This window comes from Paenibacillus sp. 1-18 (genome assembly GCF_000520755.1).
In the GTDB taxonomy this organism is placed as follows: domain Bacteria; phylum Bacillota; class Bacilli; order Paenibacillales; family Paenibacillaceae; genus Paenibacillus; species Paenibacillus brasilensis.
The window spans coordinates 25,239-51,692 of record NZ_ASSB01000226.1; the positions used below are offsets into that span (position 1 = coordinate 25,239).

The 26,454-nt window shown below is 44.7% G+C and carries 17 protein-coding genes and 1 pseudogene; 5 read left to right on the forward strand and 13 right to left on the reverse strand.

The window, feature by feature from the left end:
- Nucleotides 1-48 precede the first annotated feature (48 nt).
- Entirely contained in the window at nt 49-3,075 is a 3,027-nt protein-coding gene (locus tag L693_RS0114060; RefSeq protein WP_025717803.1) for a transglycosylase domain-containing protein, read from the forward strand.
- Nucleotides 3,076-3,163: 88 nt separating this feature from the next.
- Here L693_RS0114060 and acsA read toward each other — a convergent pair whose 3' ends face one another.
- Entirely contained in the window at nt 3,164-4,879 is a 1,716-nt protein-coding gene (gene acsA / locus L693_RS0114065; RefSeq protein WP_025717804.1) for an acetate--CoA ligase, read from the reverse strand.
- A 248-nt stretch (nt 4,880-5,127) separates the two neighbouring features.
- Between acsA and L693_RS0114070 the strand changes: the two genes are divergently transcribed.
- Nucleotides 5,128-5,760 (forward strand): GNAT family N-acetyltransferase, encoded by a 633-nt coding sequence (locus tag L693_RS0114070; RefSeq protein WP_025717805.1) that lies wholly within the window; start codon nt 5,128-5,130, stop codon nt 5,758-5,760.
- 9 nt (nt 5,761-5,769) lie between these two features.
- On the opposite strand, the gene L693_RS0114075 is transcribed toward L693_RS0114070, so the two are convergent.
- From L693_RS0114075 to L693_RS0114090, 4 genes are all read right to left on the reverse strand, one after another.
- Nucleotides 5,770-6,468 (reverse strand): 5'-methylthioadenosine/adenosylhomocysteine nucleosidase, encoded by a 699-nt coding sequence (locus L693_RS0114075; RefSeq protein ID WP_025717806.1) that lies wholly within the window; start codon nt 6,466-6,468, stop codon nt 5,770-5,772.
- A 117-nt stretch (nt 6,469-6,585) separates the two neighbouring features.
- Nucleotides 6,586-7,593, reverse strand: a complete 1,008-nt coding sequence (ccpA, locus tag L693_RS0114080) for a catabolite control protein A (protein WP_025717807.1) — start codon at nt 7,591-7,593, stop codon at nt 6,586-6,588.
- A 106-nt stretch (nt 7,594-7,699) separates the two neighbouring features.
- Nucleotides 7,700-8,041 (reverse strand): bacillithiol system redox-active protein YtxJ, encoded by a 342-nt coding sequence (gene ytxJ, locus L693_RS0114085; RefSeq protein ID WP_025717808.1) that lies wholly within the window; start codon nt 8,039-8,041, stop codon nt 7,700-7,702.
- Nucleotides 8,042-8,142: 101 nt separating this feature from the next.
- Nucleotides 8,143-8,589: a hypothetical protein gene (locus L693_RS0114090; RefSeq protein ID WP_025717809.1), complete on the reverse strand. Its 447-nt coding sequence runs from the start codon at nt 8,587-8,589 to the stop codon at nt 8,143-8,145.
- Nucleotides 8,590-8,974: 385 nt separating this feature from the next.
- Between L693_RS0114090 and L693_RS0114095 the strand changes: the two genes are divergently transcribed.
- Nucleotides 8,975-9,505, forward strand: a complete 531-nt coding sequence (locus L693_RS0114095; RefSeq protein WP_049825159.1) for a type 1 glutamine amidotransferase domain-containing protein — start codon at nt 8,975-8,977, stop codon at nt 9,503-9,505.
- 96 nt (nt 9,506-9,601) lie between these two features.
- On the opposite strand, the gene ptsP is transcribed toward L693_RS0114095, so the two are convergent.
- From ptsP to aroA, 4 genes are all read right to left on the reverse strand, one after another.
- Nucleotides 9,602-11,347, reverse strand: a complete 1,746-nt coding sequence (gene ptsP / locus L693_RS0114100; RefSeq protein WP_025717810.1) for a phosphoenolpyruvate--protein phosphotransferase — start codon at nt 11,345-11,347, stop codon at nt 9,602-9,604.
- Nucleotides 11,344-13,227: a glucose PTS transporter subunit IIA gene (locus L693_RS0114105; RefSeq protein WP_025717811.1), complete on the reverse strand. Its 1,884-nt coding sequence runs from the start codon at nt 13,225-13,227 to the stop codon at nt 11,344-11,346. The genes ptsP and L693_RS0114105 overlap by 4 nt, the downstream gene beginning before the upstream one ends.
- A 284-nt stretch (nt 13,228-13,511) precedes the next feature.
- Nucleotides 13,512-13,946 carry a CoA-binding protein gene (locus tag L693_RS0114110; RefSeq protein ID WP_025717812.1) on the reverse strand — a complete coding sequence of 145 codons (435 nt, stop codon included), beginning with the start codon at nt 13,944-13,946 and terminating at the stop codon, nt 13,512-13,514.
- Nucleotides 13,947-13,979: 33 nt separating this feature from the next.
- On the reverse strand, nt 13,980-15,272 hold the full coding sequence (gene aroA, locus L693_RS0114115) for a 3-phosphoshikimate 1-carboxyvinyltransferase (protein ID WP_025717813.1): 1,293 nt from the start codon (nt 15,270-15,272) through the stop codon (nt 13,980-13,982).
- A 269-nt stretch (nt 15,273-15,541) separates the two neighbouring features.
- On the opposite strand from aroA, the gene L693_RS0114120 reads away from it, so the two are divergent.
- Complete coding sequence (locus L693_RS0114120) at nt 15,542-15,847, forward strand: rhodanese-like domain-containing protein (RefSeq protein ID WP_010345522.1); 306 nt, start codon at nt 15,542-15,544, stop codon at nt 15,845-15,847.
- A 241-nt stretch (nt 15,848-16,088) separates the two neighbouring features.
- Nucleotides 16,089-16,286: pseudogene (locus L693_RS32440) on the forward strand (transposase); the annotation flags it as partial.
- Here the strand turns inward: L693_RS32440 and L693_RS30010 are convergent.
- From L693_RS30010 to L693_RS0114145, 4 genes are all read right to left on the reverse strand, one after another.
- The gene (locus tag L693_RS30010) at nt 16,273-16,596 is read right to left on the reverse strand and encodes an MBL fold metallo-hydrolase (protein WP_049825160.1); all 324 of its coding nucleotides are present in this window, start codon (nt 16,594-16,596) and stop codon (nt 16,273-16,275) included. The pseudogene L693_RS32440 and the gene L693_RS30010 overlap by 14 nt on opposite strands.
- Before the next feature lie 13 nt (nt 16,597-16,609).
- The gene (locus L693_RS0114130; RefSeq protein ID WP_231503650.1) at nt 16,610-18,076 is read right to left on the reverse strand and encodes an FAD-dependent oxidoreductase; all 1,467 of its coding nucleotides are present in this window, start codon (nt 18,074-18,076) and stop codon (nt 16,610-16,612) included.
- Between the two features lie 248 nt (nt 18,077-18,324).
- A complete protein-coding gene (locus tag L693_RS0114140; RefSeq protein WP_025717816.1) occupies nt 18,325-19,785 on the reverse strand; it encodes an MATE family efflux transporter in 1,461 nt (486 codons plus the stop codon).
- Nucleotides 19,786-20,318: 533 nt separating this feature from the next.
- On the reverse strand, nt 20,319-26,345 hold the full coding sequence (locus L693_RS0114145) for an SDR family NAD(P)-dependent oxidoreductase (protein WP_231503651.1): 6,027 nt from the start codon (nt 26,343-26,345) through the stop codon (nt 20,319-20,321).
- Nucleotides 26,346-26,454 lie beyond the last annotated feature (109 nt).

Below are 26,454 nucleotides of genomic sequence, written 5' to 3' on the forward strand. Positions count from 1 at the left end.
TTGTAATTTTATGCTATAATAATGGCTGTTATAAAGGAGGAAGACTTAATGGTTGAAGAAAAAGACAGCGTATCAGAGCCAAAGCCTTCCCGCTTACGGACAACCATGCGAAGGCTCGGCCGTGTCATAAAGTGGGTCGTCATCATCGGTTGTATGGGAGCACTGTTCGCAGGAGGAGCCGCCGCCGGCTATATAGCCTCTATTGTCAAAAACGAGCCGGTACGTTCCAGATCCATGATTGAACAGGAAGTAAATAAGAATGCAATAACAGGCTTCGCTTATTTCAATGATGGCTCTCCCATCGGACAACTCCGGACAGAGGAAGATCGTCGGCCTGTGACGTTTAAGGAAATTCCTCAACTCGTCATTGACGCAGTCATTGCTATTGAGGATAACCATTTTTACGAGCATAATGGTGTCGATTTGTCAGGGACGCTACGTGCTGTCAAACAAAAAGTGCTGCATGAGTCCGTACAAACCGGGGGGAGCACCCTGACTCAGCAACTTGCACGGCGAGTTTTTCTGAATCTCGATCGCACGGATGACCGTAAGGTCAAGGAAATTTTGCTGTCTCTGCGCCTTGAGCGTTTCCTGAGCAAGCAGCAGATTATTACAGCCTACCTCAATAAAGTACCTTTTGGGAACGGCTCAAGCGGCTACAACGTCTTTGGCATCAAAGCAGCCGCCAAAGGTATTTTTAACGAAAATGATCTAAATAAGCTCAATGTGGCCCAGGCCGCCTATCTGGCAGGACTGCCGCAGCTTCCTTCTTCATATTCTGCTTTTAACGGCAAGGGCGAGTTTAATGAATCCGGCTTTAAAAGAGCACTAAACCGTCAGCACCTGGTGCTCAGTCGAATGCTGGAGGAAAACAAAATCAATAAAGCACAGTATGATGAAGCAATGGCTTTTGATATTAAAAAATCACTTGCACCTCGCACTGTTAAAGCTTATAACACCTATCCATACCTTATGATGGAAACAGAACGGCAAGCCGCGCAGGCACTTATGTCCGTCACAAATCCGGGGCAAGCGGCCAATGCTGGTGCAGACGCCAAGACCAGGGATGATAACGACTTACTCAAAGAAGCTGAACAGCAGCTTCGCACGGGCGGATATATGGTCTACACCACCATTGATAAGAGCGTATACAAATCCATGCGCCAAATTGCAGAAAATAAGGACAACTTCTCTGCCACCAGTAAAACCAAGGGTGATGAGCAAGCAGCAGCCATTTTGATTCAGCATAAAACAGGCGCGATTCTCGGGATGATGGAAGGTCGGGACTTCCAAAAGGAACAGATGAATTATGCTACTCAGATGGTGCGTCAGCCGGGATCGGCTATGAAGCCTATTGCCGCCTATCTTCCTGCATTGGACAGTGGTCTTGTACAGCCCGGCAGCATCGTGGACGACGCTCCTATTATTTTGAAAGATGGCAGCAACGGATATCATATTCCGAAAAATTCCAACAATCGCTATCAAGGATTGGTTACAGCACGTTATGCACTGAATCAATCGCTAAACACGATAGCGCTCAAGCTGTTTAACGAAAAAGTAGGGATTAGCAAGGCCTGGGCTTTCGCTAAAAAGTTGGGTATCACTACCTTGGAACCGAGTGATAACAACGCCCAAACGGGTGTGCTTGGCGGCTTGGCCCACGGGGTAACCGTTGAGGAACTAACGAATGCTTATGGAGCCATTCCTAATGGCGGTGTATTTAACGACGCTTATATGATTGAAAAAATTGTAGATTCGCAAGGCAATATTGTGTACAAGCATCAGTCTAATCCTGTGCAGGCCTTCACACCTCAAACGGCCTACCTGATGACGGATATGCTGCGCACAGCGGTGTCAGAAGGTACAGGCAAGCTAGTGAAGCGTAACTTTAATCAAGCAGGCAAGATTCCGATTGCCGGCAAGACAGGTACTACACAATCCTATACCGATGTTTGGTTCGAGGGATTTACGCCTGACGTTACGCTGGGTGTATGGGTCGGTTACAAGCAGCCTGTTAATAAGCTTGAAACAAAAGCACAAAAAGAGCGTGCACGTCGCTTATGGGCACTTATTATGAATGAAGTAACGGCTAAAGATTCCCAGCTGTTTCAAACGGACAGCTTCAAGAGACCTGACGGAATTGTAAGCCGTACAGCATCTGCGTATGGTTCGGATATTTACAACAGTAAGTATTTACCCAAAAACAGCGAAAATGGTGTTACCCGTGCCAAATATATTACCTATCAAGGTGTGAATTACATTCCACGCGATGGTACACCAGATGATATGGTGTATGAACGAACTGTTCGAAAAAGGGAAAAACCGATCTCAGAGTTGATTAAAGAGCTTGAGCGGGCCTTTTCCGTGATGAAACGACATAACTCGTTGTCCTACTATCTGCCTGAGGATGCAGATAAGGAAGCCCCTACTCAGGTGGACCCGCGCAGAGACGACGGCGCAGCCCCTAATGCTCCATCCAACGTCAGCATTAGCTACAGTGATGGGAAGGCTATGATCAGCTTTAGTCCAAGCGGAAACAGCGACGTTGTAGGATATCGTCTCTACCGTTCTACGGATGGAGGCAGTTTCCAACGGCTTGGCAAGGTCGTCATGGCTGATGGCTCCAAGGTATTCTCTGACAGTCCAGAGAGCAGCAGTTCCAGCTATTACGTGACCGCCGTGGATGTGGGCGGACATGAGTCCGGGCCAAGTGCCCAAGCAAGCGCAGCACCTGTAATGCCACCTGTGGATTCTGAGTCTCCAGCCGTTCCGGGTGAGGGAGATGGAACAACAGGTGAGCAGCCTCCAGAGGTCCCTACCGCTCCTGGACAGCCTCAGGCTAAAGCAGCAGGCTCGTCCGTAGCGCTCAAATGGAGTGCCGGAAAGCCTACGGACGCGGTTACAGGCTATAACGTGTATTATAGTGAAACCGGCGCGGAACCCTTTACAAACATAGGCTCTACCGCCTCTAACAGCTTTGAATATAAAGCAGGTAAAAAGCCCAAAGGCTGGTTCCGCGTCACTTCCATAAATGCAATGGGGGAATCAGCTCCTTCAGGAGCTGTCCGTCCATAAGATTCATGATTTTCTCCAACAAAGGGGAGTCACCTTAGCCAATATGGCTTTTGGAGACTCCCCTTTTTGCTCTATTATAAATAGCAATTTAATCCTCTATGGTAGATAAATCACCTGTAGGAAGGTTAAGCTCCCATGCCTTCAGCACACGTCTCATAATTTTGCCGGAACGAGTCTTGGGCAGCTTTTCCTTAAATTCAATTTCGCGTGGAGCAGCATGGGCAGACAGCCCCTCCTTGACAAAACGGTAGATATCCTGCTGTAAAGCCTCAGAAGGTGTATAGCCTTCGCGCAATGCGACAAAAGCTTTAATAATCTCTCCTCGCACGGTGTCTGGTTTTCCAATAACTCCAGCCTCCGCTACAGCAGGATGCTCCAGAAGCTTGCTCTCAACCTCAAAAGGACCGATTCGCTCCCCCGAGGAATTAATGACATCATCAATTCGTCCCTGAAACCAGAAATAACCGTCCTCATCCATATAGGCAGAGTCACCAGACACATACCAACCGGGGAAGCGAAAATACTCCTGATACTTGTTCGGGTTATTCCATATACGGTTCATCATGGATGGCCACGGTGTACGGATGGCCAAATGCCCCATTCGGTTAGGAGGCAACACCTGTCCTTTATCGTCCAGAATGGCAGCCTGAATACCTGGAAGTGGTTTCCCCATCGAACCGGGCTTAATCGGCAGCTCAGGGTAATTACAGATCAATTGCCCCCCCGTTTCTGTCATCCACCAAGTATCGTGAATGCGCTGCTTATACACCTGCCAGCCCCATCTTACCACTTCGGGATTGAGCGGTTCTCCCACGGATAACACATGCCGTAGACTTCCGAGATCATACTTGGCAACAACCTGCTCACCTGCGCTCATCAGCATCCGAAACGCTGTAGGAGCGCTATACCATATGGTCACTTCGTGACGTTCAATCGTCCGGTACCAGTCCTCCGGGCTGAAGCGCCCCCCACGAATGACATTCGTCGCTCCATTCAGCCATGGAGCAAAAATGCCATATGACGTTCCTGTGACCCAGCCTGGATCAGCAGTACACCAATACACATCATCTTCCCGCAGATCCAGCACCATCTTGCCAGTATAATAATGCTGAATCATCGCATTTTGTACATGATATACACCTTTCGGCTTGCCTGTGGAGCCTGACGTATAATGAATGATTAATCCATCCTCACGACTCAGCCATTCAGGTTCAAGCTCTTCTGAGGACGTAAGCATTTCCGTTTCAAAATCAATAATTCCTTGCTCTCGTTCGTCCATATCACCAACCACAAAAATATGTCTCAACTCTGGAAGCTCCTCCCGTTTTACCCGTGAAAGAAGTGCAGGTGTGGTCACTAACGCCACTGCTCCGCTATCCTCCAGCCGATCCTTGACCGCCGTTTCCATAAACGCCTCAAACAAAGGACCAGCTACAGCACCTACCTTTAAAATGCCAAGCAAACTAATCACCAGTTCAGGTGAGCGCGGCATGAAAATAAATACCCGCTCCCCTTTGCCAATACCGTATTTGCGCAGCACATTACCAAACCGGTTCGAGCTGGCACGAAGCTGAGTAAAGGTGTAAGATTCATCACGACTTGCATCACAATACAAAAGCGCCGTTTTCTCACCGTGGCCTTCCTCTACATGTCGATCAATGGCTTCATGTGCCATGTTCACCTTGCCTGTTTCATACCACGTAAAATGACGTTCTGCGTCTTCCCACTGAAATCGGTTGTAAGCTTGTTCGTACGGGCCCATGTTGGATGTGGGAACTACAGCCTGGAGTTCTTCAATCTTCATGCATACAGCCTCCTCATAATAGGATAATGAGAATTGCACAGGACAAGATAACGCTTACAAAATCAACGAAAGCAAAATTATCCCTTTGGTTTTATAACTCATTCGAAGCATCTATTTGTGAACATTTTATGTCTAAAACAGTATATCATAGATGAGGATGTGACGACCATCCTTTTCATTTATTTGTTTTTTTGTTATAAGTAGGGGATATGAAAAGCTAGCTGATGGTAAACAAGGAGGCTACACGCATGCAGCATTTAAAACTGTACCACTTGGACACGCTGGATTATAACGGACAAACAATTTATGTAGAAGGACCGGTATCGGCTGATCAACTACGTTCATTTCAAATGCATACGCAATTAGACGCCTTTCGTAAACCCAAGGAACAATTCGACGCGCTGGTGGAAATTTCGGAACTGCCGGAAGGCAGAATTATCATTGCACATGATGGAGAAACCCTTCTGGGATACGTCACCTTCCACTACCCGGATGAGCTGGAACGCTGGTCCGAAGCGGGCATGAAAGACTTGCTGGAGCTAGGAGCCATTGAGGTCGCCGACGACTATCGCGGACTGGGCCTGGGTAGTCGGATGATTCGGATTGCCTTTGAGGACGGACAGCTTGAATCCTATATTATTTTTACGACCGAGTACTATTGGCACTGGGATTTAAAGGGCAGCGGCCTCTCCGTATGGGAGTACCGCCGCATGATGGAACGTCTGATGAAAACCGTAGATATGGTCTGGTACGCCACGGATGATCCTGAAATATGCTCACATCCAGCGAACTGCCTGATGGTACGAATGGGAGAGGATGTCCCTCTCGCTTCACGAGAACAGTTTGACCGCATCCGGTTTGTACGAAGATTCATGTACTAAAATGGCACCTTAGCCTAAATGCTTGAGCATATACTCCACAATACGATGCGAGCGATGAGAAGCTTCCACCGTAAATTCGGCATAATTAACATGAGCCGAACCGTCGGCCTTATCTGACATAGAACGTATGACAATAAAAGGCACATTGTTCATATGAGCCGTCTGAGCCACAGCCGCACCCTCCATCTCGGTACAAGCACCATTCATTTCCTGACGCAGTAAAGCTACCAATTCACGACTTGCGACAAATTGATCGCCGGATAGGACCTTGCCGACAATGTAACGATCATCAAACGATTTGCAGGCTTGTTCAGCCAGGCGGACAAGCTCGGGATCAGCGGCGAATTCCGACGTATCCTGATAAGGAATGACCCCTTTGGCATAACCCAAAGCCGTCACATCCATATCATGCTGCATACATGTTGATGAAATGACAATATCCCCAATGTTTAAATCCGGGTGCACTGCTCCCGCGACTCCTGTAAAAATAATCTGTTCTACGCCAAAACGATCAATCAGGATTTGGGTAGTTACCGCAGCATTGACCTTGCCGACACCAGATTTGCATACAACAACCTGTTGTCCGTGGATCACTCCTGTAGTGTACGTGATTCCGGTCTTGATGGTCTCGCTCGCTTCCGTCATCGCTGACAGCAGCAATTCAATCTCTTCATCCATAGCACCCATTAATCCGTAAATCCGGCCCATTAAGCATCCCTCTATTTTTGGTTAAATGATGATTATACACACACGATAATTATGTACCCGCGAAAAAAGCTCCATCAAAGGAGCTTTCATCAAGTTATATCCTGTTGAGCACTTTGCTTAGTCTAGATAATTAACGGACAACCGCAAAATCGTTTCATGTGGCAAAATGACACGAGAATTATCCACATTTTCCTTTTTCATCAGTTTGGTCAGCAAGCGCATCGCTACCGCACCCAGATCGTACATCGGTTGCGCTACGGTTGTCAACTGAGGACGTACCATGGAAGCCATACGAATATTGTCGACACTGATCACTGAAAAATCATCAGGTACTTTCAAGCCTTCATCCTGAATGCTATGAATAGCACCAATCGCCATTTCATCTGTAGCAGCAAAAATCGCGCTTGGCTTCTTCTTTAAGCCCAGGAAGTATTTCATAGCTTCAACACCAGATTCATAGCGGTAGTTCCCGATTCGAACGAGATCCTCCTGATAATCAATTCCGGCAGTTTCCAATGCTCTCTTGTAACCTTGGAAACGTGCATAGCCGTTTGCAGGATCTTGAAGCGTACCACTGATCATTGCAATTTGACGGTGACCGTGGCGAATCAATGTGTTTACCGCATCAAAAGCAGCTGCTTCATGGTCAATATCGACTGAAGGGTAGCTACCTTTTTCATCACTCGTTGCACACAGAACGATAGGAACCGCGGCTGTATGAAAGGCCTGAATATGCTCGTCCGTGACCGTGCCGCCCATAAACAGAAGTCCATCCACTTGCTTTTCAAGCAACGTATTGATGACACGAATTTCTTTTTCCTTCCGCTTATCGGCATTACACAAAATAATATTATAGTGATACATATTCGCAATATCCTCTATACCGCGCGCAATCTCTGCAAAAATTGAGTTCGATATATCCGGGATAACCACCCCAACGGTCGTTGTCTTTTTGCTGGCCAGACCTCTAGCCACCGCATTTGGGCGATATCCCAATTGTTCAATCGCTTCGTACACTTTCTTACGTGTCTGAGGTTTTACGTTAGGATTATTGTTAACTACACGAGACACCGTAGCCATTGAGACACCGGCTTCGCGAGCTACATCATAGATCGTTACCGTCACATTCCTTCTCTCCATTGCCAATAAATTTTCAACCGAATCCTAGATCAACTAATTAGAACCATGATACGACAAAATACTACTTTATGCAACGACAGCACTTCATCACTTAGGTGAGATGATCGTGGAGCGTGCGGGCTGTAATATTCGAATGCGATGTATGCCAAACAGCCTCTCCGTCCTTGATTAAAATGGCCTGCGGCGATTCATGCTTTACCTGAAGCCGATCCGCAGCCTCATTGGATACCGGTCGGTCTTCTACTACATAAATGATACCGTATTCAATATTTTCGTTGGGAACGGCTTGCAAATAGGACTCCATCTCCTGATATGCACCTGAACTAATTGGACAACGCGTGCTATGTTTAAAGAGAAGCAACGGCTTGTCTGATGACGCTTCAAGAGCCGTATTTAATTGTTGGACAGTAGTCATTTTCGTCATTGTCGCCATTGGATATACATTCCTTTCTGTGTCTTGTCGTATGGCCTATTCACATCGTAACAAAAAGAACATGTAAAATCCAATGGTGACCATGAAAATTTTCATATTTTTTAGTTTTTTGTATTCGTAAACACCGATTTACTGGTAAAACCGGATACTTGTGTCAATTTTTTCTCTACATCATTCATCCAATCCTCATCTCCCAGACTTCTCGCATAACGATAAAGGTCCAGCAAAAGATTAATCCGAAGCTCCATTCGCTCTTCCAGAGAGGATTGCCAGTCCACATTGGGATTGTCCGCTTCCTCCAGCACCAGCTTGCGAATAATCTCAGCAAGTTCATTATTTCGAGCAAAGGAAATTCGCCGAGCCGAGGGTTTATCTCCTAGACTTTGTAGCAGTTCCTTGATGTCCTTCGTCACATGTTGCAAAACCTCACTGGAAAAGCATGACGGGCATGAAAATACAGGAACGTGCATAATTTCAACCTTATCGGCATAAATCACCTTTCTAAGTTCCAGTCCCATCGTTGTACCGCATTGGCATTGCTTATGCATTTAAACACCTCATTACGTAGGATCAAGCTATATGAGGATTTCAACAGAATCCAGATATATCTATCTACTAGTCTATAAAAGCTTTGTTAACTCTATAAAACCTTTCATGCCTTGTTTTATTTCGACTCCGAGGTCTTTAAATCCTTCCACTGATTGCAGCTATGAACAAATTACCAAAAGATTGGTGGAGTTCATGATGGTCAGCTGTCGAAAAGTGACTAAGCTTTTTAATATACTCCTGTATTCCATGTTATTCATTTAAATACGGTAGCTCTGATTATTGCCCCGAAAGAATGGACTTCGGGCATTCTTTTTCTTAAGATGTAAAGGTAGAGACTACAAAAAAACAGCAGTGTCACCATATGACGCGCGAAAGGATGGTTAGATGTCGAGACTTGCCGGAAAAAAGGTTATTGCCCTGGTGGATGAGGAATTCGAGGATCTGGAGCTATGGTATCCGATTTACCGCGTTCGTGAGGAAGGCGCAGAAGTGCATTTAGCCGGTGCTGAAAAGGGTAAAAAATATATTGGAAAATATGGCGTACCTGCTGAAGCAGAATATGCCTTTGAAGAACTGAACAGCAGTGATTACGATGGGATTCTTGTCCCTGGCGGTTGGGCACCTGATAAACTACGCCGCTATCCCAAGGTAATTCAACTCGTCCAGGAATTTGACGCCGCGCGTAAACCGATCGGACAAATCTGCCATGCAGGCTGGGTACTGATTTCTGCCAAAATTTTGAATGGAGTTACGGTAACCTCCACACCAGGTATCCGTGATGATATGGAGAATGCAGGGGCTATCTGGAAGGACGAGGCTGTTGTGACCGACGGACATATTGTATCTGCTCGTCGTCCACCCGACCTTCCACCTTACGGAAAAGCGTTCTGTGATCTGTTAGCAGACAACAGCTAGAAATAAAAGGAGCACCTTCAAAGCCAAAAATATATTGGTTTGAAGGTGCTTTTTCGTCCAGAGCGACGGCTCTGGCTTTCGATGCATTGCATAGTATTATTGCTGTCCAGGTCCAGCCGGGGTACAGTTGACATTAACTTCGGTCAGCTTGTCTTCGATCGCTGCACCAGTAGACATGCCGAAGCAAGCCTGAGCAACGCTCTTCGCCTCGGATGCAGTCGTATTCAGCACACGATGCTTGACCCGCAATAAAGATTGTGGGGACATGCTGAGCTGATGTATACCCAGCTCCAGCCAAAGAGGAATGGATCGTTCATCTCCAGCCATCTCACCACACACACTCACATCAATGCCCGCCTGGTGTGCCGCTTGTGCTGTCATACGGAGCATCCGAAGCACAGCCGGATGGTATGGATGATACATATGTGCAATCTGCTCGTTCATGCGGTCTACTGCCAACACATATTGAACCAGATCATTCGTTCCGATACTAAAAAAATCAGTTTCAGCCGCCAATAGATCAGCGATCATCGCTGCAGCTGGTACCTCAATCATAATTCCGCGCTGAATGTTCGGATTGTAGGCAAGCCCCCTCGCATCCAAATCCTCCATAGCTTCCTTCAAGAGAGCATCTGCCTGGCGGATTTCCTCGACGGATGAGATCATCGGGTACATCACCTTGATATTCCCTGCTGCACTGGCCCGCAAAATTGCTGTCAGCTGAGTTTTGAATAATTCCTTCGCATCAAGACTGATCCGTATAGCTCGGTAGCCTAGAAAAGGATTTTCCTCCTCAGGCAGTTGCAGATAGTCCAGCGGCTTATCTCCGCCGATATCCAATGTTCGGATAACTACAGCGTGGCTCCCTGCCTTTTCTGCGATCAGACGATACACTTCAAACTGCTCATCTTCATTTGGAGCAGATTTTCGATCCATATATAAGAATTCCGTTCGGAACAGTCCCACTCCTTGAGCGCCATGCTTCAGAGCTGCCTCCAGCTCTTTTAAGGAACTAATATTGGCCGCCAGCCTCAGCGAGGTTCCATCTTTCGTCACAGCTTCCACGGAAGCGAGTACCTGTAGCTGTTCTTTTCTGCGCCACTGCTCATCACGCAATATCTTATAGTGATTAATAACAGGCTTTTCCGGATTCACATACACCTTACCCAGATCTCCGTCGACTACCATCATATCTCCGGTCTGGACAGGCAAATTAAGATTGCTCTCCAAGCCCGAAACGAGTGGTATACCTAGCGCACGGGCCATGATCGCGGAGTGCGATGTTTTACCACCGTTCATGGTCACAATGCCTAACACATAGCTAGGATTCAAGTGAGCCGATTGAGAGGGGGAGAGCTCCTTGGCTACCAATATATAAGGCTGTGTATCCTTCGGCAGAGTGACTTCCGGTGCACCCAGTAGATGCTTAAGCAGCCGATTCCCCACATCCTTAATATCGATCGCCCGCTCCTTCATATATTCATCATCCAATAAATCAAACATCGTCACAAAATGATCAATAGCTTCCTTTACAGCCACCTCGGCTGCCTTGTATTGGCGCTCAATTATTCCGCGGATTTCGTTCATGAACTCTGGATCTTCCAATATCGCAAGATGAGCATCAAAAATGCTGGATTCCTCCGGCCCCACCATTTCTCGAAACTCATCCTTAATAAACTGGATTTCACTTTTGGATGTGCGTATTCCTTCATACAACCGTTCAAATTCCTTCGCAAGATCCACTGCATCCATTTTTTGCTCAGGTAAATCCCACTCCCAGCTCGGCAGGACAAATGCCTTCCCGATTGCCACACCTGCTGCGGCGCCGATGCCTTCTATCATGTTTCTACCCCTCCAACATTCCTGTCATGCAGCACAACGGACATTACCGAGGCCTGACCTTTTTTCACTGTTTTAAACGGAGCAAAGCTCCATGACTTGACGCGATCCGGATTCGTGATGACCATAGGAGTCACCAGTGATGGAGCTTGCTCCCGCAACGCCTGTAAATCAAATTTGATCAGCAATTGTCCCGGTTCCACCGTATCGCCTGCTTCTACCATAGCAGTAAAATTCCCTTTTAGCTGTGAAGTATCAATCCCGATATGAAGCAGAACCTCAAGTCCCTCTCGTGTAGAGATGCCTAAAGCGTGCATCGTCGGATATAGGTGCATCACAGTACCATACACCGGTGACACAAGTTCACCGCGTTCAGGAACAAAAGCAACACCGTCTCCGACCAGCTTAGTCGCAAAAATTTTGTCAGGCACTTCATGAATCGGCAGCATTTTTCCATGTACAGGAGCGTTGAACAAAATTTGAGGGAGATCACGCTCCATCAGCTTCGCAATTTCCTCACGAATCAGCTCTGAATACGTTCCAAAAACGACCTGCAAGTTTCCCCCGCCCAGATTGATAAGCCCGGCCGATCCCAAAGCCTTCATCGCACCGGTATCAATCAGCCTGTCATTGTGAACGGTCAGCCGCAAACGTGTGATGCAGGCCTCCACCTGCACAATATTTTCCTTCCCGCCGAGCGCTTCCAAAATAAGCGGAGCACTGTAAGGAATATTGCCGGCCCAATCCTCCAAAACCGAACCTTCCTCACGGCCAGGAGTTGGAATGCGGAACCGCCGGATGGCCCACCGAAACAGTACATAATAGACAAGGCCATACGCCACTCCCACCGGAATCAGCAACCAGGCGTTATGTGATAGATGAAAATTTAGCACATAATCTATAAAACCCGCCGAATAGGAAAAGCCGTGATGAATATCCAGTTCAAAGGTAAGCCACATAGCCAGCCCGGACATGACCGCATGAACGAGGAACAAATAAGGAGCTGCAAACAAAAAGGCAAACTCGATCTGTTCCGATACTCCGGTAAAAAAGCAGACAAGCGCAGCCGTCAAAAACGTTTTTTGCACCTTTGGCTTCAAATCTTCACGCGCTTCCTGAATGATCGCCAGCGCAATGGCAGGGATCGCAAACATCATAATTGGGAACAACCCGGACATAAAATAGCCCGCTGTCGGATCACCGGCAAAAAATCGGGGCAAATCTCCCTGCACGACGTTACCTGACGGCGTTTTGTATGTGCCCAGTTGAAACCAAAATATATTATTGAGCAGATGGTGAAGACCAAAGGCCACCAGCAGCCGGTACAGAATACCGTAAATAAACAGTCCAAAGCCACCCAAGCTCGATTCCAGACCTGCTATAAATTGTAGTCCCCTCTGAATAAACGGAGCTACAACCAGCATAAGTCCTGCAAAAACAGCGGAGAACAAGCCAATGAGCAGCAAAACAAAACGGGTACCCCCAAAAAACTGAAGCACCTCGGGCAACTTAATACTTTTAAAACGATTATAGGCGATCCCTGAAATGACCCCCAAAATAATACCAATAAGCGTCGCCGGTTGAATGAGTCCGTTTCCAAATCTCAATGTGACCTGATCATATATAGCCATACCAGCTAGCGCCGCCAGTCCCGCCTGACCTGCCTGATTCGACATGCCAAGTGCAACACCAACCGCAAACAGGTAAGGCAAAAAATAAAAAATCCCGTGTCCCGCCGCATTAGCCATATCAGACACCATCGGGAATCCCCACGCGGACCAAGGAAGACTGCCGAGACTTAGCAATATAGCAGCTGCCGGTAGTACCATCGTCGGGAGCATGACAGCACGACCAAGCTGTTGTAAGGATCCGAGCCAATTCATGGCATTCCTCTCCCTTCTATCCCTGATGGTAAGCTGAATAAATAATTTTGTCAAAGCGATGATTCCGTCTGACAAAAAAATATTTACTTACGCTTCTACAGGTGAAAATATCTTTACAACATGTTCGCTAATTTTGATTATCCGTTAGATCATTCATAATCAATGCATACATACATTATAGGGATTCCAGTAAATATAATATACTGTATTAGGTTCTCATTTCACACCAAAAACCTTCTTCCCCAGCTTCCTAGGGTCGAAGGTTTTTTGGTGCAGCTTCATGATTATCCTTTACGTACAGCCTGGGTTACCGAGTCCTCTACCTTAATGCAGCGATCCATAATAACCGTCATACCATGCTCCTGTGCAATGTCAGCAGCTTCCTGGCTGATAATTCCTTGTTGAAGCCACAAAACCTTGGCTCCAATCGCAACGGCTTCACGCGCAACCTCTGCACAGTATTCACTGCGACGGAATACATTGACCAATTCGACGGGCTCGGGTACCTCAGCAAGACTGGCATAGCAAGTCTCTCCAAGAATGGTTTGCCCTGCTGCGGCAGGATTAACCGGAATAATCCGGTATCCCCGCTTTTGCATCGCATAAGAAACCATATATGAGGTTCGGTCTGATTTATCAGACAAACCAACCACTGCGATATTGCCTACTTGTTCCAAAATGGTTTTAATTTCTTCCCTGGACGGGTTTTCAAAAGCCATTCTGTCCCCTCCTGTTCGCATTCTAGATTAGTTTTATTTTACCCATTCTACTGAAGCACCAAGCGTTGCCAGATGATCAAAATACTGTGGATATGATTTGGCAACATGATGCGCATCCTTGATCAATAATGGCTTCTGCGCACGTAAGCCTACAACCGTCAAAGCCATAATAACACGGTGATCAAAGTGCGCGTTAATTTCAACGCCTCCTTCGACGCCCTCCGGTCTGCCATGGACAATGATCTCCGCTTGACGTTCTTCTACATGAGCTCCAGCCTTACTCAGCTCATTCAAATAATCAGTGATACGGTCACATTCCTTGTACCGTAAATTTTCCACATTATAAAAACGTGACGTACCTTCAGCAAATACAGCTGCTGCTACCATGGCAAGTACAGCGTCTGTCGCAGCATCACCGTCAAACTCGATGGCCTTCAATCGGCCATTCCCATTCACGATAACGGTATCATTCTCGTGCGTTAACGGTACTTCCATCATACGCAGCACATCTACAATAGCACGTTCTCCCTGCTTGCTCTGCTCTTTTAGCCGATGAATGGTGACATCGGAATTCGTTACTGCAGCAGCCGCCAGCACTGCTGCGCTCCCTGGATAATCCCCCTGTACAGTATACGTACGTGGCTGATAGGATTGGCGTCCAGGAACACGGAAAGACATGTAATCCTCACTTGCATGAATGACAATGCCGGCCTCTTGCAATACCTCCAGCGTTTGCCCGACAACTACCTTAGATTTCAAATCATGCAGCACTTCAATTTCGCTGTCTTCCTCCAGTAGAGGTGTAAGGAATAGCAAGGCACTCAAATATTGTGAGCTAACCGAACCGGACACCTGAATTTTGCCGCCCTTAGCTTGACCGCCCTGGATACGAATCGGCAGCTTACCTTCACGATGTTCCACCCTCACTCCCAATTGGCCCAACGCGTCGATTAGATCGTCATGCGGTCGTTTGCCCAATGAGTCAGGATATGTATTAACGAAAGTAACATCCGGACATAAGGATGCAATTCCCATCATAAAACGGAGCACCGCTCCGGCATTCCCCACATTTAATTCCTTCACGGATCGAGGATGGCTGCCAAAGCCTGTAATAACTATTTTTTCGTCATCCTCTTCCAGCACTGCACCCAGATCAGCGATACAACGACGCATAGCATCACTGTCTTCGCTATGGGCTGGATAGTAAATGGTGCTTTTTCCATCCGCTAGTGCTGCTGTAAGCAGATAACGAGTCGTGTAGTTTTTGGAGGACAAGGCCCCAATCTCTCCCTGCAAGGAAGGGGTAGGTCTAACGATAACATCCATATTGTACATGCTCCTTTTCGATTCAAACCATCCTAGTTTACATTAATTATACAGGTTGTAGCGTTCATTTCTCCACCAAAAAAATATAGAATATTCATCTAGGCCTGCCATAGTTTAATCCAGCAGGTTGACTAGTCTTTATCTGTCTTTAGGTTCAGCCTAATTGACAGCTTAGAGATCGCTTCGCTATCATACATAGAGTGTGTGATGTTTCGCACACCTCAATAACACAAGCAATACCCATTTTACATCAGAAAAGAGGTCCAGCCATGACGCAAATCGCCCTGATTGAGCCTTCTGAGCTTCGCGCACGCTTGCAAGCAGGAGAACAACTGCAGTTGATCGACGTCCGCGAGGCGGAAGAAGTAGCGGAAGGCATGATTGAAGGTGCCAAGCACATTCCGCTCGGACAGCTTCCGGGCCGTCTTGAAGAAATTGAACGTACCGGTGAAATCATCTTTATTTGCCGGAGCGGTTATCGCAGTGAACGGGCCTGCGAATATTTGCAACAGCTCGGCTATGAAGGCTGTACCAACATGACCGGCGGCATGCTGCAATGGTCACAAGAGCAGTAAAAAGCTACTAGCTAAAAGAGACGGGTCCTTCCCGTCTTTTTTATTTTGACTAAAAAGCTTAAACGCGGTAATGCATTAAAATATCTTACCACAGCGTTAAAAGGTTATACAAATCAAAAGGGGATGTCCCATAAGTATAAAAATGACGGGACATCCCTTTTCTCAAAGATGTACAACAAAAAGAAACCGTTTCTTGGTAAAATGGAAGTGCGAACCACCTTTTACGAAAGGAACAGTTTCTTTGTACATTCAATATACCATGGGTCAACTCTTTTTGCCATTGGATTTGGAAACATGGATCCCCGAAAATCACCTCGTGCGAATCGTAAACGACGCCGTGAATCAGCTCAGCGATTCCATCTTCGACGCAGCTTACCCTGGCGGCGGCCGTCATAGCTATCATCCGAAAATGTTCACCAAAATCATCATTTACGCCTTTTTATGGCCTGTAAATTATTGCACCTAAATCCATAATAGTCGATCTCTGCTTTCGACATGTATACATAAGGGTTAAACAGCCCTTCTAAAGGACCAACCAAATTTACATGGTCATAGTGCGAATGCGTTAAGAGAATTCCCTGCAAAGCTGCATCCAACTGATTTAACTTGTCGACTATTATATTCAGCTTCCATGCCGGGTCAACAATCAATGCATTTCTAGTCGTCTTATCAATGATGATGTATATAAAGTTAGAAAAACGATAGGAACGTGTATTTAATTGGTAAATTTCATAGTTTATGTCCCACATGACTACCACCAACTCATATATTTTGATTCTTTCCTTCGAGATCTTCTATAATTTCCATTGCCACAAAATATCCAAAAAATAAAGTTAATATATCCTCGTACCGCTTTCCCCATCCTCTTGCTCTGCGTAATATTATGTTTTGACTTTCTTGTAATTTCTTTTTATGGAATAATAAAGGAACAACAGATGAATGGCAAGCGGTCAGATCCATCATTAGAGCCGACAACTTCTTCTGAAACTCTTCAATCGGAAAGTCATTATTCTCTTTCGAATACAGCCGCATTGTTTCAGGCGGATCTTTAAATGAAGGTTGATATTGCGTACTAAAAACACCTTCATTAGTTATTTTGTCGGCAATTAATTTACCAAAGACGATACCCGATGCGAAGGCTTGTCCAGGGATTCTTCCCATGCCAAGATCACCATTAAATTGAGCTTCTCCAGTAACAAAAACACGATTTAAGTTTATAACCTCAGCATTAGCATTGATTTCGATTCCTCCTGAAGAATAGTGCATCGTTGGCGTAATTTTGATTCTTTTATTTTTAACAATATTAGGACTTGATCCATATTTTTTGAATTTTTCATTCAATAAGTTTTCATCAGCATGGCTCAGATCCAAGTACATATCCTTTTTTTGTTTGATGCAATCGAGTTGAAATTTTAAAATCTCATCAATCATTTCGTGATAATCATCACATGCAATTGCATCACTGATATGGTCATCTTTTAATAATTGAACTCCTTCCTTATCTACTATTTTCCCTTGACTCATAGATACAACTCCGCCCAATAAAATTTGCCTTCCGTTGTAAATTGACCAAGGATGACACATTACTGTTGACATTCCCTTTAATCTTGCACCTATTTTTTTAGCTAAAATATGCGCTTCACCAGTTGAACCTGGCGAATTATCATTGTAACTAAATTGTCCCGCATATCCTCCCGTAGCCAATACCAAATAATTAGTATAGATTCTAATAAATTGATCTGATTGTGTGTCATAAAATAATGCGATAACTCCATGATCGGACTTTTCCAAATGAATCAAAATTTTATTACAAATCGGTTGCTCAATATGCTGCAACAAGCTATTGATTAATTTCTTTCCCCCATGTGATTTAATCAAGCATTCAGGCATGATACCAAAAGAGGTTTTCTCATAAGGAATTCCTAGTTCCTCAAAAAAATCTATAATTATGCCGGAATTCCTGTATAGCGTTTCAATAACTGGCCGATCTGCCCCACATTTATCAATAGTAAGATTAATAATATCATTAATTTCATTCTCTGATGGAACACGCGTATTAGCGGCTGAAAGGAAGGAGTTGCTTTGTTTGGGCGCATTCTTTTTTGTTATTATCATGTACTTCATATGGTTTTTTGACAAATAATAAGCAACAGCAAGCCCCGAGATACCCGTACCGACAATCAAAATTGGAGTGTAGTGTTCAACGGATATTATATTTTGTTTCATCATTTCATCTCCTCTTTTAGGAAATGTGTAGAAAAGTTACGAGGATTGCCGACGAACAGCGCCCCGGTGGAAATTTGAAAGAGGGTAAGATTGCCAATCACTCGCATGTTTGTGTCAATGCGATCTTGAACACTCGCAAAATCCATGTGAAGCAGGGGCTGCAAGCGGTTATTCATCCGAAAAAAAGAGCTTCCGGCAGGAATAAGCCGTGAACAGAACTGTGCGCCTGCAAGCCCCGCTCTCGCCTTGTTTTAAGCCTCAGTAGTTGTTGGTTTATTTTTCAGTTTTATAAACTCGCGTTTTGCCCACAAATACAGAAGCAAAAATGCTATCAGATTTCCGCTTCCAAAGAATATGAAAATAAGATTCATATTCTTGATGGGAAAATGAAGCAATGGCAGCAGCACCGGAAATGAAGTGATTAACATACGCAAAGCGTCACTGACTAAATTGGGCATCGGTTTGCCAATTGCCTGAAAAGCGAAAGAAGTGACAATAATTCCGGCAAGCCCAATGCTGGTCAATGTTAACAGCCTGACCTGTCTTACACTGTTATCTATAACATCCTGTACAGAAGAAAATTGCTGAAAGATCTGAGGCGCAAATAACATGTACAGTGCTGCAAGAACTAAGCCGGATATCATGCATATTTTGATATTTGTGGAGAATATTTTGTCACATCTTTTAAAGTTTTCCCCTCCAAAATTTTGTCCGATCATGGGTATTGTAGACAACCCAATAGCGAATGCCGGGATTAAAAACATTTGATCCGTTCTGCTGACCAAAACCCAGGCATTCATTGATGCTTCACTTATAGATCCTACTACGTTATTCAATATCATGGTTGCTGTATTGATTAGCAAGAAGCCTATGGAAGCAGGGATACCAATATACAGAATTTCTTTAATAATTTTACTGTCTGGCGCAAATATTTTCCCTTGAATTTGTATTGTTGTCTTTCCTCGTACAAAGAAAGATAAATAGTATACAACAGTTAACCCGACAGAGATTGAAGTCGCCAACGCCGAACCCTTAACTCCCATATTGAAACCAAAAATCAAAATCGGATTTAAAATAATATTAATAATTGTCGAAGCAGTTACAGCTATACCAATTTCTTTTGCTTTACCTTCCCCTTGCAGTATTCCCCCAATAGTTGTCATTAACAGTTGGAATAGCATACCCGGAATCATGTAATACAAATAATCAACGCCATATTGAATAGCTTCAGTTGACATCTTGCTGCCCGCTAAATGCTCAATGATGTTCCGCCCAAATATAGAACAAACAACCAATGTAATAACCGAAATGACCGATGCCAATAATAGTCCGGTGTCCCCTGTTCTTTTAATCAGCACTTCATTTTTTTGGCCGAGGCCTCTGGCCGTAACGGAGCTTGTCGCCATAAATAAGGAACAGGATATATAATAAATAATCAAGTATATGCTATAAACTAAACCTGTACCACTCAGCAAAGCCGTTGAATTCCGGTCAATCAAGGATATAAAAAAAGTATCCACCATCATATGGGCAAATAGCACGGACTGGCTAATCAATATTGGAATGCCTAGTTTCAGCGTAGTAAGAGCAATGGGCCCATTAAAAAGATCTAGTGACTGTGGGTCTGATTTCCTTGCTTTACTGCTTTTGTCTGACGTAGTCAGAGCTTCCCCTTGGCTAGGGTCGTTTAGATTTGAGTTAAAATCTCCCATTTACTTATTCTCTCCTTGTATAATATTCCATGCATTTCTTGCATTTGCTCGCGCTTTCTTGGATTTTCAAGAGATGTGGATAGCATTGATCGCGGCCCTTATGGAAATAAATCTGTGGATGCTCCGTGCTTTTGTTGTCGTTTGCTAAAATCTGAGCGTTGGTTAACAAATGAATATTTGAAGTTTAAATCATGCGGTCATCTGGGGTGGGACTGGCGTATTTTGCAAAAATTCCGATGGGGTAAACCAGTAGTGTCCGGTCGGTCGATGCCGAAGATGACGTCGGTCTTGGCATTCTCCCGTCGAAGCTCCTTTATTCACAATACCATATTTTTCATTGTTTGTAAATAAAAATATAAACTTTAACCTGTCGATCTCGCAAACGGTTGTGCCGGGATTAACCCGGAGCCTCTGGCAGACCTGGCGTTCCCGAATGGGCGAAGCAGGCTCCAGGCCCGCTCCGCTCCGGTGTAAAGCCTATCTGGCCCTCGTTCTGCCGCTAGGGAACCTTAAATCCATTCATTAAATACTGATTATACTGGAGCTTTACTTCCAGTACCGCTTAACTGTAAATTTTCAATCAAATTCTTGAGGTACCTATCGGAAACTACCTTTTTAAAATATAATTTTTCACACAATTTAAGAATCTTTTCATAGACATTCGGCTCATCAAAAATGGTCATATGGCAGCTAGGATCCACATCAATCATATAAAGTTTTGGAATTTCCCGTTCCCAGTCTCCCCAGTATTTTGAACCATCTACAGCCTGTGAAAAATTAGGCACTGTAGAAGCATAGGGCTCCAGGTCACCATAAATCTTCCCGCCCTTGTTACGGAAATAGTAGCATGTCACTTCTTCCGGATATAATAATGGCAAAACGGAAAATTTATCCAATTTATAGGATTTTTGAATATCTAAATGTTTTTGTATCATTTTGTGTAATTGTGCAGTAGTTTTATTCAATCCGCGGCTCTTTGCAAGTTCAATAAGCTCATTTAAATAGACTTCATCACTTAATTCTAAATTGGTTTCATCGCGATGTATTAACATAGGCGGCTCATCTGATTTTTGCTTCATTGCAGAAATGAGGGCGACGTTTATTGTTTGCAGAATTAAATCTTTATCACTGTTTTTTAACGCATTTAATGCATTGCTATCCAGTGTGTCCAGCATAACAATAGTATTTACTTTTTGCCCCATTTCTTGCAATTGCCGGGTAGCTTCATACGCAATATCTCCCCCCAGCGAATACCCGCCCAGATCATAGGGTCCTTCCGGTTGCACGGCCTGAATGATTTGAATGTAGTATTCAGCCATAGAGGGTATCCCTTGCAGCGGCTCCCTTTCGGACATCCACCCACGTGCCTGAATTCCATAGAATGGCCTTTGTGAATTCCGGGCAATGCCCTGATAGGATTCTACTCCGCCCAATCCCGGGTGAAACCAGAACACAGGCTGCCCATGCACGCTCTCGTTGAGGTGAATTATTTCCGGATATTCGGATAAATCTTTTGGAACGATAATTGTTACCTTAGGAATCGAAGTCTGCTCATGTACTCCTGCACTTTTTTCCTTCAAAATGTTCACAATATCCTGAGCCGTTCTACTTTCACGTAAATTGTCCAAAGTAACTGAGAATTCCATCCTGGATTGCAGTTGTTGAAATAATGACATCAGCAATATCGAATCAAATCCGTATTGCTCCAAAGGCTTATTGATATCCAGTTCTGATGGACTCATTCCCAGGACAATGGACAGTATATCCATTACTTGGTCTGAAAGAGATTCAAATTCTGTTGCGGTATCCTCATTTGCGACTTCTTCAGGCACTTCAAGCTTAACGCTCAGCCCTGTAGCCTTTTGATGCTCTACCCAGCAGCGCCGTTTCTCAAAGGGATAGGTCGGCAATGCTACTATTCGCGCACCTTTACCGCTGTGCAACAGCTCCCAAGGAATTTTACTTCCTTGTACCCAGCATAGTGCCAGCTTCTCAAGGTTATTCTCGGCTATAAGTTCTTGCAGCAAGACCTCCTCCAGTTTTCCTGAGAGCAGGCTTCTGATTCCTGCTGAAATATTCTCTTCATAATTCCCCGTATACATAGGAACAGAGGCATCAATTCTTAAATTTTCAGTTTTGGATTTCAAGTACGCCTCCATACCCTCGATCAACTCTTCCCGGCTGCTTACTACCATTGCCAATCGGCACTCCATTGCTTCCCGGCCTACTTGAAGTGTGTGGGCAATATCGGATAGGCGATGTCCGTCTTGAAGCTGTAGGAACTCCAGCATTTGCCGGACAACAAGCTGAAGCCGTATCACATTCTTGGCTGAGAAGACAATGAAATGCTGCTCAGGGGATGATGAATCCCGGCCTGGAACTGTATCCTCCTGTACGGGCAGATACTCTTCTATAATTAAATGTGCATTCGATCCGCCTGCTCCAAAGGAACTTACAGTTGCACGCCTTGGATACTCCTGTTCTACTCCGTCCATCGTTATTACTGGTCTTTTCCAATCTATTAACTCTTTTTGCAGATAAAATGGAGTATGATCAAGGTTGATATTAGGGTTTAACGGATCTACCTTAATGGACGGAACCAATTTCTTATGCTGCAATTGCAAAATAACCTTCGTCAGTTGTGCCATTCCCGATACAGCCTCCGGATGCCCAATATTGGATTTTACAGACCCGATTACACAAAACTGTTGATCGGTTGTAAACTTACGAAAAGCGTTATTTAAGGCAGTAATTTCGATAGGATCCCCTAATGCCGACCCATTGGCCGCAGCTTCAACATAGCTGACTGTACGGGGATCAATCCCTGATTTTGTAAAGTTATTTTCAATCAACTGAGCCTGTGCGTTCGGATTAGGAACTGAGAATCCGTTAGTATGTCCTCCATGATTGGTTGATGTTGATTTAATCACAGCCAGAATGGAGTCTCCGTCCATTCTTGCCTTTGACAGCGGCTTTAACAGCACTACCCCAACACCTTCCGAAGGTAGATAACCATCACCCTTACCAAAAGATCTGCTGTCTGTGTGACTGCCAAGCATTTGCACCTGGCTCAATCCCAAATATTTCCTAGGGTGAATGGAAAGATTAGCACCTCCGGCTATTGCCAATTGGCATTCACCTTTTATAAGACTTTCACAAGCCATATGAATGGCGATCGTGGCAGAAGAACACATCGTATCAATCGCTACACTCGGTCCCTGAAAGTTGAAAAAGTGAGAAACCCTATTTGCAATGGAGCTGTAGGATGATATTGCCATTGCTGATTCTTTGGAAATGTCCAAATCAAAAGAATGGTATTGATGATACATCGCACCGGCAAAAACTCCGACGTTAGCCTGATACAGGCGTTGTAAATTCTCACGGGTATATCCGCAGGTTTCCAGTGCATTCCAGACTGTCTCCAGAAACAGGCGGTCCAAAGGATCTATAATTTCCGCTTCTCTTGGCGAAATATTGAAGAATAAAGGATCAAATTTATCTATGTCTTCAATAAATCCTCCCCATTTACAGTATGTTTTTCCAATGGTGTTCCTAGCCTCATCAAAGTAAAGACTGTGGTCCCAACGATCACCAGGAATTTCTGTAATGCAATCCTTCCCGTCCCTCAGGTTATTCCAGAATTCTTGAATATTTTTTGCTCCGGGATAACGCCCTGAAAGTCCTATGATAGCAATATCATTATCCTCAGGTAATTTTTCCGGCTTCGATTTCATACGTGAGGAAGTAAACCTCAGCCTTCTGTGACTATTGAACAATTGCTTTACAGGCTCTGGCTCAGCAACATTTTTCTTTGAATTTTTGCCGTCCTCAATGGCATTCTCTTTAATTCCTAAAAGTTCTATTAATTTATCCAGATGGGATTCAAGGAAATGCCCGGTTAATTCTTGAATGCTTTGATATTCAAAAAACAATGTTCTGGATAATGAACCAAAAGGCTTTTCCAATTTATTAGTCAATTCCATTGCCATGATTGAGTCTATGCCGTATTTTTCCATAGGGGCATCTGCCTCAATACGGTGAGGAGGCAGTTTAATCACTGATGAAAGCAGGGTTTTAAAGTAATTTACAGCTTTCTCATGAAGCAAATGTTGTTCTATTACAGGTTCTCCTTTTGTCGCTTCTACAGCAGGCTTCGTTGTTACAACCTCCGCTAGAGGCAACTGTCTTTCGAGTGTTTCCTGAAAACGTCTAATATCACCTTCAATAACCATCACCTGCGGTTCGCCCGAAGCTAAGCCTTTATATAAAGCTTGAATTCCGGTTTTGGTTTGCATGGCAACTATACCTTTGTTTTGTTCCGATGTTTTTTCAATTTCTGCGTTGACACTCATGCCGCCATCTTTCCACAGTGGCCAGTTGATAGATAAGGTTTGACCTTGCCGTTGCTTCGATAATATTAAAGTATTGCGATATCTGGCATAGGCATCCATAAAAGCATTAGCTACAGCATAGTCAGCCTGGCCTACATTGCCAAAGCACCCTGCTGTCGATGAGAATAGAATGAAGAAATCAAGCGGCAGTTCCATGCTCGCGTGATCCAGATTCAACAGCCCGCTAACTTTAGGCTTCAGAACCTCTAGCAGATCTGCTTTATTTTTTCTTAGTATGAAATTGTCTTTGATTACACCAGCACTGTGTATGATTCCGTTGATGCCTCCGAATTCCGCCTGGACGCTTCGTATGAAATCAATAACATCCTCTCTTTGAGTCACATCCAGTTGCCTGTATTCAACTCTGGCATCCAGAGCCTTTAATTCGTCAAGCTTAGCCTGTTTGATCGCGCCAAGCAGGGATCGTCCGGTGAGAATCAGTGTAGGATTCTTTACTTTGTTTGCAATTTCTTTGGCAAAGATAAGTCCCAAGCCGCCGGCACCACCTGTAACTAGGTATATGCCCCTATCCTTCCATGGAAGTTCCGCTGTTTCGCGGATAGCTTCGATTTCGCTCCAGGCCGTAACGAACCGTTTACCTTCCTGATATCGTATGCGAGTATCAACCGGGCTGCGGCTGTTCTCTTTCAGTTTCTCAAGTATTCCTTCTGAACCTTCCCATGATTCTACTTCAATTAACTGCCCTATAAGCTTCGGATTCTCCAACTGCGCCGTTTTTAGAAGACCGGTTAAACCGGATAAAAATTGCAGCTCCTCCCTGGCAGGAACAACAACCTGGATCAGCACCATATCCTTAGGTCTTTCTTTCAGAATGCTTTGAATTTTTTCAAAGATCTCTACAGTATATATCTGGAGCAGTTCATCTATGTTGCTCTGTTGAGACTGCAAAATCATACACTGAACTCCGTTTATATGAGTTTCAATTTTTTCCCTGGCTGCTTCATCCTGCCCGCAAAGTATAACTACATGTTGGCCATAAACAGGTGCCAAGCCCCCTTGCAGAACCTGTTGTTCATTCCAGCCGGGCTTTAGCATTAAAGTACCGGTATTTACTGAAGCTCCTTCAGAATCCGCATCACCTTCAAACACTCTGGAGGTAAATCCTCTCAATTTCATATAAATATTCCCGTTATCATCACACAAGTCAACATCAAGCTTCCTGATCTTGTCTCCTTCTTCGCTGCCCCTGCTGTACCTGACAAAAGCCCACATAGAAGCAGTATTGCTTCCAAATATTTCGATTTCGTCTAAAGAAAAGGGTACCGCTGTCTTAAGCTCATGTGAACCCATCATTAAGCACATTGATGTCTGTAAAGCAGCATCTGCCAAACTTGGATGAATGACAAACTGACCTCGCGTAGCAGAAACAGATGGAGGCAAAGATAGTTTTGCCAGCAATTGACCAGATCCCATATATACATTCTCTATTGCTTGATGCCCCGGACCATAATCAAACCCTATAGCGCGGAAAGCTTCATAGCATTGGGCAGATGTAAAAGTTCCTTGATTGCACTGTTGCTGCAAGGCAGTTAAATTCAGGGTTGTGATTTCTTTAACCACATTCAGCACCACATTGCCCTGACTATAAATGATCGGTTCCTTGTCTTTGAGTTCACTATAGATTTCATAGGAAATCTCTCCATCTTTCTCTGGGAAGAGGCCGATGTGGATTTGAACCGATTGGGTTCCCGCAATAATAGGCCGTACCCAAACGATGTTCTCTAGTCTTATCCCTGACTGCTCTTCCATCAATGCCCCTGCCCCATGCTCCACCGCAGCCCGGGCCATCTCAAGGTACGCTACTCCGGGTAAAACCCGCTGACCCTTAACAATGTGGCTTTCCAGGAAAAACTCCTTGCCCGTGAAGGTTGAAGTAAATCTCTGCTCCAGCAGGTCGGAAGTATTCCGGTGCAGCAGAGGATGAATCACGGAGGTCTCCGCAGGGGCCGCCCGGTTATTGCCATTATTTTCACCAATTTCATCTATCCAATAGCGTTCTTTTGCAAAAGGATAGGTGGGAAGGCTGACTTTTCTCCGTTTAGCCGAACCATAGAGTTTGTTCCAATCAAAAGCAAAACTTTTCGCCCATAGATCTGCAATTTTCCCATATTTTCCACGTTGAATCCATTTCTCAATCGTTTCCTGCATCTCTTCATCCACAGCTAAAGTAGCCAATGTATCTTTATTACGTTTTATCTGCCCTCTGTACAGATTCTCTACTCCATCCTGTCCTGCCGCAAAGCCCCGCAGTTTTTCC

Coding starts and splice junctions, on each gene's coding strand:
- L693_RS0114060 (WP_025717803.1), top strand. CDS start 49: ATGGTTGAAGAAAAAGACAGCGTATCAGAGCCAAAGCCTTCCCGCTTA.
- acsA (WP_025717804.1), bottom strand. CDS start 4,879: ATGAAGATTGAAGAACTCCAGGCTGTAGTTCCCACATCCAACATGGGC.
- L693_RS0114070 (WP_025717805.1), top strand. CDS start 5,128: ATGCAGCATTTAAAACTGTACCACTTGGACACGCTGGATTATAACGGA.
- L693_RS0114075 (WP_025717806.1), bottom strand. CDS start 6,468: ATGGGCCGGATTTACGGATTAATGGGTGCTATGGATGAAGAGATTGAA.
- ytxJ (WP_025717808.1), bottom strand. CDS start 8,041: ATGGCGACAATGACGAAAATGACTACTGTCCAACAATTAAATACGGCT.
- L693_RS0114090 (WP_025717809.1), bottom strand. CDS start 8,589: ATGCATAAGCAATGCCAATGCGGTACAACGATGGGACTGGAACTTAGA.
- L693_RS0114095 (WP_049825159.1), top strand. CDS start 8,975: ATGTCGAGACTTGCCGGAAAAAAGGTTATTGCCCTGGTGGATGAGGAA.
- ptsP (WP_025717810.1), bottom strand. CDS start 11,347: ATGATAGAAGGCATCGGCGCCGCAGCAGGTGTGGCAATCGGGAAGGCA.
- L693_RS0114105 (WP_025717811.1), bottom strand. CDS start 13,227: ATGAATTGGCTCGGATCCTTACAACAGCTTGGTCGTGCTGTCATGCTC.
- L693_RS0114110 (WP_025717812.1), bottom strand. CDS start 13,946: ATGGCTTTTGAAAACCCGTCCAGGGAAGAAATTAAAACCATTTTGGAA.
- aroA (WP_025717813.1), bottom strand. CDS start 15,272: ATGGATGTTATCGTTAGACCTACCCCTTCCTTGCAGGGAGAGATTGGG.
- L693_RS0114120 (WP_010345522.1), top strand. CDS start 15,542: ATGACGCAAATCGCCCTGATTGAGCCTTCTGAGCTTCGCGCACGCTTG.
- L693_RS30010 (WP_049825160.1), bottom strand. CDS start 16,596: ATGTGGGACATAAACTATGAAATTTACCAATTAAATACACGTTCCTAT.
- L693_RS0114130 (WP_231503650.1), bottom strand. CDS start 18,076: ATGATGAAACAAAATATAATATCCGTTGAACACTACACTCCAATTTTG.
- L693_RS0114140 (WP_025717816.1), bottom strand. CDS start 19,785: ATGGGAGATTTTAACTCAAATCTAAACGACCCTAGCCAAGGGGAAGCT.
- L693_RS0114145 (WP_231503651.1), bottom strand. CDS start 26,345: ATGCAGGAAACGATTGAGAAATGGATTCAACGTGGAAAATATGGGAAA.